Raw genomic sequence first — 15,048 nt, 5'->3', positions numbered from 1 at the left:
ATAAATTTTTCAAACTGAACTTGCTTGGATTGTGTTTTGGATCTTTCAATAAATTATAAATTTTTGATTTATAGATGTTTAGTAAATGATTAATACTGATTTTAATTGATATACAGGCATGGCTCTTTAACTTTAAGTTCTTTAGAGCGGTATGATCTTACAATTACTTTCATCCATGCGGGTTGTTACATAAGTTGCTGTTTTATATGGTTCTGTTTGGTAGATAGTATGATCTTACGGTTAGTGAATTGATGAAAAGGCTTCTTGTATAAATCCGAGAGCTCTTTAACGATCTAACAATTGCTTGGGAATGATCTTACAGATGGGGTTAGACGATCTTACGGATGACTATGTTTGATCGTACGGTTGGATGAATATGATCTTACATTTGTTTTCAACAGCTTATACACGAGAGAGCTATTTATTCACAGGTTTTTAAGTTTATGATCTTACAATTGTTATATTGTGTTGATATTAAATAGCTTTTAAAAACAGTAAGATAGGATAAATGTTATGGCTGATTTATATGTTTTCTTACTTTTGTGATAAAAGTCACAATTTCCATTTATCCAATATACCTGACTTCACTTGTATAAATTTGGTTTAGAACCCCTTGCTGCTAATCATTTTCATCGCTGATCAAATTGTGATGTTCGTCGAAATTATCTAGCGTATCTAAACTACTGTGATAACAACGTTTTTTTAACTTCATCTTCTTTTCAATCCATCACTGTCGCTTTTGTTCATTCTGATTTTCTTTTCTAGCGTATACCTGGTTTTTAAAAATCCAGTTGGTGTATGATAAACAGCCAATTCTTTGTGTTTCATGCCTGCTTCTAATTGTAAGATCATATCGTTTTCATCACTGTCGCTTTTGTTCATTCTGATTTTCTCTTTCTAGCGTATACCTATTGGTGTTTTAAAATCCCGTTTGTGTATGATAAATAGCCAATTCTTTGTGTTTCATGCCTGCTTCCAATTGTAAGATCATAACGTTTTCATCACTGTCGCTTTTGTTCATTCTGATTTTCTTTTCTAGCGTATACCTGTTGGTGTTTTAAAACCCAGTTGGTGTATGATATACAGCCAATTCTTTGTGTTTCATGCCTGCTTCCAAGTGTAAGATCATATCGTTTTCATCACTGTCGCTTTTGTAATTTATGGATTGAATCTATAACGTATGATTTTTGGTCAATTATCATAGGCTTTAGATCTTCAATATACGTCCGCTGTATATCCAACTAAATTTGACTTATGCAACTCTTCCACCATCATAGTTAAAGTGACTATGACTATACATATTTTCATGACTGTAACTTTTGTAATCTTCTCAACCGCTTTCTAGCGTATTATTTAGTATCTATGGACTTACTTGGCTGACCATTGATGTAACGCTTTAGATCAAGTGTAAGATCAATTGATCTAGATTAACCAATCCCATGCCTGTAACTTTTGTAAATTCATGCAACTTCTCATAGCGTAAGAATTTTGCTCATAATCCCATCACTGATCCATTTGGTAGTTTCGATTCTGATTTCTAGCGTACCTTTATGAACTACATTTCCAATGGTCTGCTCATTGCTGATGATCAATTGTAAGATCATATGGTATGGCGGCATATTCTATGGGTGTAGTAGTTGTTACTTGTGCAGATTTTACCTAGCGTACAAAAAATCGACCATATTTATGCTGTCTTGATTCAGTTTTAGTTCGATAGGGTGAAAGACATGACTGATCAGCAATTGTAAGATCATATGGTATGGCGGCATATTCTATGGGTGTAGTAGTTGTTACTTGTACAGATTTTAACTGGCGTACAAAAAATCGACCATATTTACGCTGTCTTGATTCAGTTTTAGTTCGATAGGGTGAAAGACATGACTGATCAGCAATTGTAAGATCATATGGTATGGCGGCATATTCTATGGGTGTAGTAGTTGTTACTTGTGCAGATTTTACCTAGCGTACAAAAATCGGCCATATTTCCGCTGTCTTGATTCAGTTTTAGTTCGATAATGTAAAAGACATGACTGATCGGCAATTGTAAGATCATATGGTATGGCGGCATATTCTATGGGTGTAGTAGTTGTTACTTGTGCAGATTTTTACTAGCGTACAAAAATCGACCATATTTACGCTGTCTCGACTCAGTTTTAGTTCGATATTGTAAAAGACATGACTGTTCGGCAATTGTAAGATCATTATATTATGTATCTTGACTAAGTTCTTAGCCACTTATACTTTTTATCTAAATTCCTTTGATATGATCTTACACATGGCTGTGGGCTAGTTGGAATTAATTTTTTGTTATCATTGAGCATAGAAGCTACGATTTTAGACTTGCTTCATGGCATGGGTGTCAGTTATGTATGTTTTGGATAGTTTCTCTAGCGTTAGGTTAAAGCATTGAATTTAATGGGTTTTTAGTAGTTTGCATTCATGGCTGCTAATTCCGTATGTTTTGACCTAATTCTCTAGCGTATCTTGTAAGCCGTTACCTTAGTTTCGCGTCCGGCTGCGAAAGACGCTACACTGGGGAGTAGGGCTACAAGATTTTGAGCCACGTTTAATCCTGTATTGTTCGCAAAGAATATACGTTTCCATTGATATCACTAAATAATTTGTCGTTTATACAACTCTCATCAAGCTCCATTGCTTTGAGTAGAGATATTGTGAATCAACGTGATTCGGTAGGAGAGCTACGTATAGCTTTGTATGGCTTTTTTTCTTCTAAGCGCTTCTTTCCTTAAATAAGTAATTACCTGCTTCCAAACCTCGTTGTTGCCAGAGGTAGCATTTCTCGCGAGATTTAGTTCTAGCCTCACCATAGATTTTAGGACTCACCAAGCATGGAAGAGAAGAGCATCCCTTGTTGCGGAACGTATTGGGGTCTGTAATTTAATATCCGTAAGACCTCAAAACGTTGCTCCTTACTGTGCATTTGATTGATCGAAACGTATGGTAGAAAACGCTCCCAGTTATGTTGTTTCAGCATATATAAGATCGCAGAGGCAACTTTTCGGTCTGACACAAAGCCCACTATTTTCTCGATCAACGTCCCCTGAATTTGATCAAATGCTGCTTGAACAATGTGGGGACCAAGCAACACCTTGAGTTGGAAATGTACCAGCTCAGGGTCTGAGGAAACTTTTTGGTAAAAATTTCGAGTAATTAGACCTTTAAGCGTCGGGTGGTGCAATTCAGTTTCCAAGTCATGGTTTCTGTAAACAGAGCTGTTCATCACTTGTGAGCGTATGTCTGCGTCTATGACGTTTGATTTGAGGGCTTCGCCCACACGTTTGCCACGTGTGCCATCTGTTCGATTGTAGAAGCCGAACACGGCAGCCGTTCTCCCGGCATCGAGAGAGCAACCCACGCCATAGATTCTAGCCAGCATAATTCGAGAATTGAGTTTTAGGGGATGCGTATACTCAGTCATCCCAAGGTAGTGAACGAAATTGAAAGCTTGCTGCTCTTTACCGCGATAGAGGACTTTCAAATTCAGAAGCTTCTCGATTTTGCACAATGGCATTTCTAGGTCTGCCCCTTTCTTTTTAAGGCACGGTACACCAAGTATAAGGTTTTTATGGCATTTCAAGATTTTCAGCATTTCTTTGATTGATCCGATTGTGTAGCTGTTGTGAATCGGTAGTATCATCCTGCAGCGCTTGAGGAGCTTAAGAATATCTTCTTTATGTCGTTGAATGAGGCCAAAAGCATGTTCGGGATTACAAGGGCTATCTGGAATGACGAGCACTATGTTTTTGGCAGTTTTGGCTGTAACAGCGTTAGATATTTTGATGTACTCATCGAATACAAAATCTGTGTTCACTTCCTCATTCTTCTTGATCTTGGAAACCAACCCGTTATCGACAAATAAAGGGGTATGCTCGGCATATTTCAATAGTGCATGATACAAATCAGTATTCTGGCCACTATTAACGTAGTGTAGAGTGGTTCCAAGTGGATTTCCGTGCATCGCGTAACCCAATTCGTCAGCATTAGAGACAGAACTGCGGTAAATCAGGAATGGATAGCCAGATCCGCTCATTGTGTTTAGCGCTTTCTTAAGTCGTGACTTAAATTGTAATGAGCCACGATGATCTTCACAGATATAAAATGATCGAAAACCAGTCAGTAATTTCTCTAGTGCGCCTTTAGCAAAGGCTTTTCGGAAGATGCTCAAATATTTCTTAGTGAGGAACACATAAAAATCTCTATCTTTGTCCACTAGCGACTTAATGGTTTTTACGATCTGTTTTTTATGCTGCTTCAGATAGGCTTTCACGCCCGCAGTGTCGTCAATCTCAGGCACCTCCATGCTGTATGGCTCTATTTGTTCATTCTCATCAGGGAGCATCCCATGTTTGCCAGACAGCACGAGCAATTGTGGGGCGTCGATACCTTGAGGTTGATTGCAACGTAATACCTTAAACGCATCGCCCGTGTAAATGTCTTTGACAGCACTTGGCGCATCGAGCTTGGCTGCTGAGCAGTTCATTAGCAGTATAGGGGATTTAGGCTTGTGGTTTTCAGGTATAAGGGTAAGCATGGGTGACCACCTTTTGTAGAACGTTTGGTTCTATTAAAAGGCAGTCTTTTTTCCCGACAATTATGAGTAGAAGTTTATCTTCTTTGCTTTTTTCATCACCACTTTAATCTGATGCAATATGAGCCTCAAGAAGATCAGCCACAAACAAATATCCGAATAAGTGTTTTCGCTTATAGATGCAAGACATCGACTGAGTGAGATCATTATGGCTAAGGTAAGAGAGTATGAATCGGGTAAAGGTAAGCGTTTTGTTTTAAACTTCAAGCAACGAAGTAAGTACCACAACGTAACGATTGATAAGAAACAGATCAAATTTCGTTCAGAGGTGCCAGTTTGTCAGTTGATTGAAAGTCGATTGAGTTACGTTGAGTCGCATTGCTCTGATCAAAAAGAGATTAGGTTTGAAGCAATGCGATTAGCTAAGCTGAAAACGATGGCGAATGGTTTTATTGCAAACCTGAATCGTTTTGTTGATGAAACCGTTGCTGGCCAATATAACAAACATAGAGCTCGCTTTGTCATAGACACGTATATCAAACCTTACTTTAATAACTTCACGACAGAAAGCTTAGATTCAGATGCGTTGATTGAATACCGCCGTGTGTTGATTGAAGTGTTGAATATCTCTGCTGATTTACGAGCTGAAATAAGCCGCTACCTACAGAACTTTTTTGAAGCCTATTATCTACAATATCGTTTCTATTCGATCTAGTGAATTGTCGAGTAGTGTGGTCCAAAATGGAGGTTTCTATTAAACAAAACCTCCATTTTGGACCTCCCTAAGCATTTCTGATGTCACTCGAATAAGCTGGCATTTTCAAAAAAGACATGGTGACAGCTGTTACCTATCGAGATGGTGTAACTAGCAGGCTCTATCGTACTGACACTCACGATATAACCGGTGGTTGCTACACCGTTTAATTCAAACTTCACGCATTGACCATTTTGTAACGGTGCAATGGGCTTATGCTTTTCAGACCAATTCAACATGGTAAGGCGCAAGTGGCTTTCTGCTAACTCTTGTGCCAGTGGCAACAAAAGGAATAGCTCGTTACTTATCTCAAGCCCGCTTCCCTTTAAAGCTGAAGCGATCTCAAAGTAGTTGCGGGTATTGTAAAGTAATTCGGCCAGTATCTTGATTGTCGCCGTGTCATTAGCGGCTATTGGTGATGACGGAGAGTTAGGGCTATTTAATAGCGTTTCTATCCCTTTCTTAACACCAACTAAGTAGATATCTGGTGTGTATGTTGGTCGGCTGGGTACTACCTGACCTCTATCATTATAAAGCTCCATGTTAGCCCCCTAAATGCCGAACACGAGTAAATAGTATGGTGTGATGCTTAAGAAGCTTGCAGCGGTTAGTGCGCCTAGAGCGGCTTTAATGCTCATATAGCTTACGCTGCGTAATACGATTAGCATTATGCATATAATCATTTGCAAAACTAAACCTAGTGAAGTGATGGTTTGGTGGAGCATCGTTGACATCTGAATTGTCGTCATCTTTATATCGTTCTCTTTATAGGATTGTCGCTCAGAGGTGAAGCGGTAAGGGTTGTCTATGCTATATCCTCGAAGCTGCAAGCTAGCCTGGTAAAAGTGTTCATGGATGTTATCGACGTCAACAGTGGATACGTTGGGAATGATTGTCTTAAAAACGGTTAGTAATTCGTCTGGCTGTGCGGTGAGATCAAACTTATCCAGTGATTGCTTTTTCGGCTCAATGTAAAGGACAAGGTCAAAGTCAAAGGCATCGTTGTTTGGGACTATTTCCGCGTATTGATAGGCAATTGGGGATTTGACTAACGGTATCCTCTTGCTTAATTGATAATGGTCACTCCAAAACATAACCATCTGCATGCCAACGCAAACTGTTAAGGAGAGTGTGACAAGCGCCCAACTTATAATACATCGCATCTTATAACCGATTGCACGGGCTGTTTTAACGCTGATGAATCGAGCGATGACAAATGCGATTGCGATAAGGGCTTTAAGGATCTTAGTCAGTAGATTGCCGTTCCGAACCATGGTTTGGTTGGTCTGATAGGCGTTTAAAGCTTTCTCTGTTTTACTCATAACTCATGTGTCCATTCTGTGGTAGGTGCACTGATATAAGCGAAACAGTATTTGCGGTTCTTAGTGGTCGATGTGGGCAAACCGATACACACTTTGATGCATCGGGATGATTGCTAGTTGAGTTGGTCAATAACGCTTTGCGGAGGAGTTGAAGCGCAATGCGCTATCAAGTCGTCTACGGTGAGACGTTCACGAAAACTGCGAATCTGGTGGGACATGTAGGGCAAAGATTCGTTGCCAAACAACTTTTGATTGTGGCCTAGCCAACGATATAGCTGCGAAGCTGTCTGGAACTGAACAGGGCGACTAAACCCCAACTTTGGTGATAGAACGATACCTCGAAACAAAGGATGGTATCTAGGTGGTATTCTATCTAGCAGTTCACGCAATGGTGATGCAGGGGCATCTCTCGGTCTTGGCATTTCACCCGTTTGATGAAAGCGCATTAAAGCGTTTGGATTGTGCATTAAATGTCGAATTGCTCGGCTCATTGGGTCATTCCTCCACTGTGTTTATAACAGTGTCGCATCACCCATCAAGCCGACAATTTCTGTCTGCGCCAACTTGAGTGAGCTTTCGATATTTTTTTGATTGGTGGTTATGTGTGCAAACGTAAGCTGCTAAATCATTGAACAATTTATAAAAAAGCGTGCGAGTAACTTCAGAATCTCGGTGTGATTGTCTTTGACTTTATAAACCAGAGAGATACTGACTTTTAGCGATACTATTCGCGGCTGTTAACGGCGCCACGTAATCCTCTCTCTTCATCAGTACTTTACGCAATTATCCATTTTCATTTTTCGCTTATTAGTTCCATAAGGCGCAAGATGAAAAGGATAAATTCATGCAAGTACATTTAGAGCTTACAGCGGCAACTGGTGCAATGAATGTGATCACAGAGCAGTTTATTGTCATGTTTCGAGGGATTAGCAAAGCAGTTGAATGTTTCCTCGGTCGCTATGGCATTACTCGCTATGAGGTCGCAATGACGCCGCTATATATGACATCTTCAAAGGGGTTAATGGCTATTGTTGTAATCCATGACGAAGTAACAGTAACCCAAAGCCGCTTGCAGCTTGAATTGAACGAATGGTACCAAAATCTAATTTCACATCGTGCCCTTGTTCGTCAGATGCTTGAAGCGAACGAATCAGAAGTGTTGGCTAATATTCTTCCGAGTTTAAACAAGGATTTTGCTTTAGAGCGTGCGCCTAACCAATGGCTGTATTATTTGTTCAGACGTTGTCATTTGATGATGTTTGACGGAACGATTCAATCACCCCCTTTGGTATATCAGCCATACCTAAGCCTTAACACTCACGCTGTTTTCAAACGCAAAGTAAGTGAAGATGAAGCGCTATTAGTCTTTCCTGAATATTTCCCATATGAAGAGCATATCATTCCTATGATTGGAGAATGCCAAACGAGAAACTCAATTTTGAAAGGCGTCCTCTCTATAACGATGTTTAGCAACGAACCGTTTTTGTTTGAGGAGGGGAATTGATGAAATTAGAGCACCTCACTTTCAGTCAGTTGATGGAATTTATCATTACCGACGAAATGATAGAAAAAGCACTGGAGAAAAAGTGGAATCATCTTAAAGACAACCTCATCGCTAAAGCCAAAAAGTGGGTAAGCGGTATCTTCCAGGTTCACTTTCTATGGTTAGGCATTATTTTTTGGATGGATCTGCCGACCTCAATCTTCACTCATTTTCTTCCGATTTGCTTCTTAATGGGTGGTCTTCATTTAATGGTTATCACTATCCTGAATTTTCCTAATAGGGAAGAAGTCATAAAGGATCTAAAACTTGAAGTTGCAATTGAGTTGGAGCGCCGGAAAAACTTTTTTGCTTAAACGTAGATGCGGTTTCGCTTATTGGTTGTGACACTTCAACAAAAGGATGCGGCAATGGGTATGACGACAATAAAGCTGGGCGTGAGAATCCCCAAAAATTACGGTCTTATTTTCAAAGACACGCCAGAGATGCGGGCGTACTTTAATCAGATGATGAAGCTATCTCAGGAGTACGATTGTTTGGAGCGATCGGGAGGATTAGTGGCTGTTTCACTTGTTAAAGATCTCAAGACCATTCAGGTCGTGGCCCAACGTTTGGAGAACGTGGGTCTAATTCGTGACGTCGATTTCTTTGTGACGGGCTATCTTTTTGGTGTTCTACACAAAGATGGCAGCGGTGACCTGCCAGAAAACTACGCTTATGACGAGTCACTGCATCGCTTATATCTTAAAAGTTGTTCCAAGTGATCGTTAAATAGGGGTTATACGCCGCGTCAATTGCGGCTTATCTCTTTGAAAGCGAAACTCTTTCTTAGTTTATTGCAAAACGATTATCATCAACAAAATCGGTATGTACTTTTTCATTTTGACTCTATTCACTTAACCCGTTTCGGGTCCTAAATTTCCTTACAGTCCTTGTTCAGTGTGAACCGTTTTTTTGTCACTGAATTAGTTTCTAATGTCGAGCGACATGAGCTCAATACTGGTCTGCGAGTCGTGCGTCGAAAAGTAGATGGTTTTAATTAGATTGCTGTGATTCGGCTACTCATAAGCTTACCTTTACAGCACGTTTTGCAGCGTGAATAGCAAAACGTCTGACTTACACTGTGTTAGATCTGGTTCAGAAACTTTTCCTCGTAAGCTTTGGTTAACAACAACGATGCTATTGTTGTGGCGCTCAAGGTTTTCGAAATGGTTGCCAAACTCCCTCTCTAGATTGTCGAGAAACACATCAGGAAACTGAGCTCTCTCAAATTGGTATCGTACGTATTTGTGTTTGCCTTTGCTTCTGACATCGCCACAAACAATCTCCGCGAATGATGTTGCGTCATCAATGATCCTTTCTTTGGGCTGGGTAATGATTTTTGCCTGCGCGGTACAGCAAAATAGTACTGTTAATAGTAAAGGGGTAAATGGTTTCATTATTAAGTTCTCCGTAGTGTGTGAATTTATAAGCGAAACCATTTTTATCTGGTGGAGATAAACCAGTCACCGATTTATGTACTGGTAACATCGAAAGAAGAGGTAATGCGGTTTTACTATAATCGCTAAAGAAAACGCCACGGTAGCGCGAACAGGTAGGTGATTAGTATGGAAGTTACATCCTCTCATAGCAGCAAAGATAAAATGCAGACATCAATCTCTGTTACCTATGATGTTGATGACGCAATGGCATCTGTTACGATTAAAAGCGTTATTGTTGGAGGTGATGTCATTAAGAGTGAGAGTTACATTGCTTCATCAGCTGAATTACATGTTCTAAAATTATTAATTGAAGCTGTGAAGCAACTCATTACAGCGAAAACGTCTATTGACCGTTTTGAGACAGGTAGCGTACTAGGCAAACTACAGCCATATATCGAAGAACCTTTTGATGTTTATCCTTACTTTGAAGTGGGAGAGTTCTATTTAAATTTAGTTAGGGTCGAACTTAAGTACGATGATCCTGAAATCGATAATGACTTCTATACAGCTAAAATGATAAACGGAATATCAATCGATTTATCCGTAACTGAAGCAACACTATTTACTGAGGGATCCCCTCATAATTTCCCCAAAGCACAACCATGTTTGAATAGATTTTGAGCAAGCAGGGTTGCAGCCGCGAGCAAGTCTTCCCTCGTTATTGTGTAGCCAGAATGCCGCAAAACTTCCATCCCTAAGCGCACTGTTGAGAGTACATTTCGATTTTTGACAGTGTTAGCTTGGAAGTGCTTATCCCAACCTTGTTTCTGACCATGAACTCCAGCAAGCCAAAATGTCAGTTGAAGCATTAGGGCGATTAGCAGCATGATATCAAAGCGCTCTGAGCTGCTAGTTCGGCTATGACGGAGGCCTAAACCGTAGGCTGGGCTTTTCAAGTCTCGGAAGGTTTCTTCAATTTGCATACGCTTCGAGTAGAGCCTAACAAGTTGCTTTGGTGTTCGGATTTCAACGGGCAAGTTAGTCGCTAAAACCCATGGTTCTTTTGTCGAAGCGGAGTAGATTTTAGGTGACGGATGATGACAATTAGTCCGTGTCGAACGCTGATTTTTTCGGCCTTTAGGACGTGATTTATACAGTGCAATTTGACATGAAATTGGGTTGCTCTTAGTCAACCTCTTATAGCCTAAAGTCTTTGAGCGACTTGAGGATATGCTATGTAAGTTGCTGATAGGTTGCCAGTTTTCCGCACCTAAATCTGCATATTGCACTTTCCCTCTGACTCGACTTAACCAGTACCAACCTAGCTTTTCAACGGATTTATACCATGGCACTTTAAAGCCAGCATCACTGACAATGAGCGGTGTAGTGTTACTCGGTAGAATGCTTGCAAGGTCGGCTAGAAATTGGTCATGAGCCTTCTTTGAACATTGCTCTGAAAGCGGAAAGGCTTTCTCATAAAGAGTAATAGAACGACCATGTAGTGCCACCGAAGCCCGCAATACCATAAGCCGTTTTTGCTCACGAATATCAGACCAGTCAACAAGAACAATGGGCATCGAATTACCTGAACAGATAAAGCTGGCATGCCAACGGTATACAGCGAGTCGCTCTTTGTGCAAGTGACGATTACCTAACAATCTGTCGATTCGTTTGATGTTATGTTTTGTTCTGGCTTTCGTTGGCAGGTTACGACCAAGTTCGGTAAGAGTGAGCGTTTTACATTCAAGTAATGCGTGGCAAGCCAGCGTTAAACTGTTGAGTCGTTTTAAGTGCAATTCAGGGCAGAATTGGTAAAGAGAGTCGTGTAAAATATCGAGTTCGCACATCTTGTTGTCTGGTTATTGATTTTTCTCAGAACCATTTGATCACATGACAAGATGTGCATCTACCTTAAATTTATGATTTTTATCAAAATCATTAGGGGATTCCTCAGACCAAAGCCACAGTGACCCGCGCTGATCACGACAGCATCATAATCTTTGCCCATCATTTTGAAGGTGATAAAGCAGGCAAATAGCACCATGACAACAGTTTGTACAGCAATGATAATTAATACTGGCCCTGCCATGCTTGCCAATTGACCAAATTTTAATGACATTAACGCCATTGCCAAGAAAAGCGATAAAGCAACGCTACCTAATACATCGACGGTCGGCTCAAACACTTCGTGTTTAAATACATGAGTCAGTGTATTACGGATAATAATACCGACAAATAAACACCAGACAAAAGTAGGCAGTTGCAGAAAAGTATCTTTAAACAATGCACTGATATAGCCACCAACAACAATACAGATAATCAGCATTGAAATGGTTTCAATAACGTTATTTGCATTGATTTTTCTTTTGACGCTTGGTTGCTCAAAAGCTTCAACGATAGTGTCGCGCTCTTGCTCGGTTGTTTTAGGAATAGAGACCTTTTTCAAAAGATGACGGGCAACAGGGCCGCCAACTAAACCACCCAACACTAATCCAAGTGTTGCACAAGCCATCGCTAATTCAACGGCGCCTGTTACACCATATTTATCAGCGAGAATAGGGCCCCATGCTCCGGCATTACCATGACCACCTGTTAGAGTAATTGAACCTGCAATTAAGCCAATAAATGGACTTTCATTCATCATGACAGCCATACTCATGCCGACAGTATTTTGAATGGCGATTAGGATCGTTACTGCAATAGTTAATAGAACTAACGGCTTTCCTCCTTTAATCAGTCGAGAAAAGTCAGAACTTAGCCCGATAGAGGAAAAGAATGTGAGCATTAATAAACTTTGCAATGAAGCATCAAAAGTAAACGAATAACCTGATGTTTTATCAATAATTAACAGAACAATTGCAACAATAAAGCCACCAACGACGGCTTCTGGTATGTGGTTTTTTTGTAGGAACGGGGTAAATTTTACGACAAACATTCCTATGAGTAGCGCGATACATGCGACTAATAATGTATAACTGGCATCTAGGATCATTTTTTTACCTCTATTAGTTTACCAGAATTTTCACTATAACAATTTAACAATAGTGAAAAATGAAGTTACTTTGGTTAACTAATCTTTAACAATGAGTTTTATTAGGGTATCCATAACTTTTAGTTAATAGGGTCATAATTTTAGTGTGATCTTAATCATGAAATATTAAAAAGATTAAAATAACAACAATGGTATTTAATGATGGGTAAACCTAAATACCATGCGGGATCCGCACTATTTTCGGTGATAGCAAAAAATAAAAAAGTATAAATAATAAACAAAATTATAAGAGAAAGAGAACATGATAAGCGCAGGCCGAGCAATTTAAAGAAGTGTGATATACAACATAAAACAGCAGCATGACCTTTCTATATTTCGTTGCTTATCGAAGTGTTAATTTTCGGGTGGATTACTCTGTTTGTTGATTAATAACGGAGAAAAATATGATTGCTGTAATATTTGAGGTGCAAATACAACCCGACCAACAAACTCGCTATTTGACTTTAGCTGAGGAGTTAAGACCACTATTAAGTCATGTAGCTGGTTTTATTTCAATTGAACGTTTTCAAAGTCTAGCTACAGAAGGAAAAATGTTATCGCTATCTTGGTGGGAAAACGAATACGCAGTTCTGCAATGGAAAAATCATGTTTTACATGCGAAAGCTCAACAAGAAGGGCGAGAGTCAATATTTGATTTTTACAAAATTAGTATTGCTCATATTACTCGCGAATATTCATTTAAAAAGGACAAGGATAATGTTTGATGTTCACGTTGTTTTAGATAATCAAATAGGACAATTAGCATTACTAGGAAAAACATTAGGTAATAAAGGTATTGGATTGGAAGGGGGAGGGATATTTACGGTTGGTGATGAATGCCATGCTCATTTTCTTGTTGAACAAGGAAAGGAAGCTAAAATAGCGCTAGAGCAAGCTGGACTGTTAGTACTTGCGATCCGGACACCATTAATTCGTAAGTTAAAACAGGAAAAACCGGGGGAACTTGGCGAAATAGCACGAGTATTGGCGGAGAATAACATTAATATTTTAGTGCAATACAGTGACCATGCTAACCAACTGATATTAATAACGGACAATGATAGTATGGCTGCATCTGTTACGCTCCCTTGGGCAATAAAGTGAACTTGCGATGGCTAATTTAATACGAAAAGAGGTTACCTTTGAGTCCTCAATAGCCGCGATAGGGGCGGCTATGTCTGACATTTCACGAGTTAAAATACTCAGTGCTTTGATGGATGGGCGAGCTTGGACGGCCACTGAGCTAAGTTCTGTGGCGAATATATCAGCTTCAACGGCGAGCAGTCATTTATCTAAATTATTAGATTGCCAGCTAATCACAGTAGTAGCTCAAGGCAAGCATCGTTATTTTCGGCTAGCAGGAAAAGATATTGCTGAATTGATGGAAAGTATGATGGGGATCTCCTTAAACCATGGCGTACATGCCAAAGTTTCCACGCCAGTGCATTTACGAAAAGCACGTACTTGCTATGATCATTTAGCTGGCGAAGTTGCCGTTAAGATCTATGATTCCCTTTGTCAACAGCAATGGATCACTGAAAATGGTTCAATGATCACATTAAGTGGTATTCAATATTTTCATGAAATGGGAATTGACGTTCCTTCCAAACATTCACGTAAAATCTGTTGTGCGTGTTTAGATTGGAGTGAACGCCGTTTCCATTTAGGTGGGTACGTTGGAGCCGCATTATTTTCGCTTTATGAATCTAAAGGGTGGTTAACTCGACATCTTGGTTACCGTGAAGTTACCATCACGGAAAAAGGTTATGCTGCTTTTAAGACCCACTTTCACATTTAAGTTGTTTTTCTAATCCGCATATGATCAATTCAAGGCCGAATAAGAAGGCTGGCTCTGCACCTTGGTGATCAAATAATTCGATAGCTTGTCGTAATAATGGCGGCATACTATCAGTAGTAGGTGTTTCCCTTTCTTCTTTAGCGACTTGATGCTCTTGATCTTCCAATACGCAACCTAAAGTAAAATGCCCCACAGCGCTGAGTGCATATAATGCATTCTCTAGTGAAAAACCTTGTTGGCATAAAAAGGCTAATTGATTTTCGAGAGTTTCATACTGTTTTTCTGTAGGCCGTGTACCTAAATGTACTTTTGCTCCATCGCGATGACTTAGTAAAGCACATCTAAAACTTTTAGCGTTATTACGTAAAAAATCTTGCCAGCTTTCCCCTTCTAAAGGGCAAAAGTGAGTATGGTGCCTATCTAACATCTCAATGGCTAAGGCGTCGAGCAAAGCCCGCTTATTTTTTACATGCCAATACAATGTAGGCTGCTCTACACCTAGCTTCTGGGCGAGTTTACGGGTTGTTAAACCTTCGATTCCGACCTCATTAAGCAGCTCTAATGCGCTGTTAATCACTTTACTTTTATCTAATCTAGACATCATTAATTCCTAATTTTTGTTGACACTCTATCATTGATAGAGTTATTTTACCACTCCCTATCAGTGATAGA

16 protein-coding genes and 1 pseudogene are annotated in these 15,048 nt (G+C 39.8%); 8 read left to right on the top strand and 9 right to left on the bottom strand.

Translation table 11 applies throughout. The features are described from left to right. Positions 1–708: 708 nt before the first annotated feature. Positions 709–882, bottom strand: a complete 174-nt coding sequence (locus VA249_RS21735) for a hypothetical protein (RefSeq protein WP_176703837.1) — start codon at positions 880–882, stop codon at positions 709–711. A 1,951-nt stretch (positions 883–2,833) separates the two neighbouring features. After that, entirely contained in the window at positions 2,834–4,552 is a 1,719-nt protein-coding gene (locus VA249_RS21730) for a DUF6884 domain-containing protein (RefSeq protein ID WP_176703838.1), read from the bottom strand. A gap of 205 nt (positions 4,553–4,757) precedes the next feature. Between VA249_RS21730 and VA249_RS21725 the strand changes: the two genes are divergently transcribed. Next, complete coding sequence (locus tag VA249_RS21725) at positions 4,758–5,264, top strand: hypothetical protein (protein WP_221072346.1); 507 nt, start codon at positions 4,758–4,760, stop codon at positions 5,262–5,264. Between the two features lie 83 nt (positions 5,265–5,347). On the opposite strand, the gene VA249_RS21720 is transcribed toward VA249_RS21725, so the two are convergent. The 3 genes from VA249_RS21720 to VA249_RS21710 all read right to left on the bottom strand — a co-directional run bounded on the left by VA249_RS21720 (position 5,348) and on the right by VA249_RS21710 (position 7,116). Next, on the bottom strand, positions 5,348–5,845 hold the full coding sequence (locus VA249_RS21720; protein WP_176703840.1) for a hypothetical protein: 498 nt from the start codon (positions 5,843–5,845) through the stop codon (positions 5,348–5,350). A gap of 9 nt (positions 5,846–5,854) precedes the next feature. Next, positions 5,855–6,625: a hypothetical protein gene (locus tag VA249_RS21715; protein ID WP_176703841.1), complete on the bottom strand. Its 771-nt coding sequence runs from the start codon at positions 6,623–6,625 to the stop codon at positions 5,855–5,857. Positions 6,626–6,738: 113 nt separating this feature from the next. Beyond that, positions 6,739–7,116, bottom strand: a complete 378-nt coding sequence (locus VA249_RS21710) for a hypothetical protein (RefSeq protein WP_221072344.1) — start codon at positions 7,114–7,116, stop codon at positions 6,739–6,741. Positions 7,117–7,469: 353 nt separating this feature from the next. Here VA249_RS21710 and VA249_RS21705 point away from each other — a divergent pair, with 353 nt between their 5' ends. The 3 genes from VA249_RS21705 to VA249_RS21695 are packed head-to-tail and all read left to right on the top strand — an operon-like array spanning position 7,470 to position 8,890. After that, a complete protein-coding gene (locus VA249_RS21705) occupies positions 7,470–8,129 on the top strand; it encodes a hypothetical protein (protein ID WP_176703843.1) in 660 nt (219 codons plus the stop codon). After that, positions 8,129–8,482 (top strand): hypothetical protein, encoded by a 354-nt coding sequence (locus tag VA249_RS21700; RefSeq protein ID WP_176703844.1) that lies wholly within the window; start codon positions 8,129–8,131, stop codon positions 8,480–8,482. Before VA249_RS21705 ends, VA249_RS21700 begins: the two co-directional genes overlap by 1 nt. A gap of 54 nt (positions 8,483–8,536) precedes the next feature. Further along, the gene (locus VA249_RS21695) at positions 8,537–8,890 is read left to right on the top strand and encodes a hypothetical protein (RefSeq protein ID WP_176703845.1); all 354 of its coding nucleotides are present in this window, start codon (positions 8,537–8,539) and stop codon (positions 8,888–8,890) included. A 312-nt stretch (positions 8,891–9,202) separates the two neighbouring features. On the opposite strand, the gene VA249_RS21690 is transcribed toward VA249_RS21695, so the two are convergent. Next, positions 9,203–9,565 (bottom strand): hypothetical protein, encoded by a 363-nt coding sequence (locus tag VA249_RS21690; protein ID WP_176703846.1) that lies wholly within the window; start codon positions 9,563–9,565, stop codon positions 9,203–9,205. Between the two features lie 168 nt (positions 9,566–9,733). Here VA249_RS21690 and VA249_RS21685 point away from each other — a divergent pair, with 168 nt between their 5' ends. Continuing rightward, positions 9,734–10,228, top strand: a complete 495-nt coding sequence (locus VA249_RS21685) for a hypothetical protein (protein WP_176703847.1) — start codon at positions 9,734–9,736, stop codon at positions 10,226–10,228. Here the strand turns inward: VA249_RS21685 and VA249_RS21680 are convergent. Beyond that, positions 10,186–11,394 carry an IS4 family transposase gene (locus VA249_RS21680; RefSeq protein WP_032073033.1) on the bottom strand — a complete coding sequence of 403 codons (1,209 nt, stop codon included), beginning with the start codon at positions 11,392–11,394 and terminating at the stop codon, positions 10,186–10,188. The two genes, VA249_RS21685 and VA249_RS21680, sit on opposite strands and share 43 nt — an antisense overlap. A gap of 104 nt (positions 11,395–11,498) precedes the next feature. Continuing rightward, positions 11,499–12,539 (bottom strand): annotated as a pseudogene (gltS, locus tag VA249_RS21675) (sodium/glutamate symporter); the annotation flags it as partial. A gap of 443 nt (positions 12,540–12,982) precedes the next feature. Between gltS and VA249_RS21670 the strand changes: the two are divergent. The 3 genes from VA249_RS21670 to VA249_RS21660 are packed head-to-tail and all read left to right on the top strand — an operon-like array spanning position 12,983 to position 14,376. Next, a complete protein-coding gene (locus VA249_RS21670) occupies positions 12,983–13,303 on the top strand; it encodes an antibiotic biosynthesis monooxygenase family protein (protein ID WP_000562370.1) in 321 nt (106 codons plus the stop codon). Then, complete coding sequence (locus VA249_RS21665) at positions 13,296–13,682, top strand: hypothetical protein (protein WP_000460651.1); 387 nt, start codon at positions 13,296–13,298, stop codon at positions 13,680–13,682. Before VA249_RS21670 ends, VA249_RS21665 begins: the two co-directional genes overlap by 8 nt. 7 nt (positions 13,683–13,689) lie before the next feature. Continuing rightward, positions 13,690–14,376 carry an ArsR/SmtB family transcription factor gene (locus tag VA249_RS21660; RefSeq protein ID WP_001284954.1) on the top strand — a complete coding sequence of 229 codons (687 nt, stop codon included), beginning with the start codon at positions 13,690–13,692 and terminating at the stop codon, positions 14,374–14,376. Here the strand turns inward: VA249_RS21660 and tetR(B) are convergent. Continuing rightward, complete coding sequence (gene tetR(B) / locus VA249_RS21655) at positions 14,354–14,977, bottom strand: tetracycline resistance transcriptional repressor TetR(B) (protein ID WP_000088605.1); 624 nt, start codon at positions 14,975–14,977, stop codon at positions 14,354–14,356. The genes VA249_RS21660 and tetR(B) overlap by 23 nt on opposite strands. Positions 14,978–15,048 lie beyond the last annotated feature (71 nt).

Source organism: Vibrio alfacsensis (assembly GCF_019670485.1).
Lineage (GTDB): Bacteria > Pseudomonadota > Gammaproteobacteria > Enterobacterales > Vibrionaceae > Vibrio > Vibrio alfacsensis.
Note: the sequence above shows the minus strand (reverse complement) of the source record. Positions and strands in the feature narration are given on the sequence as shown.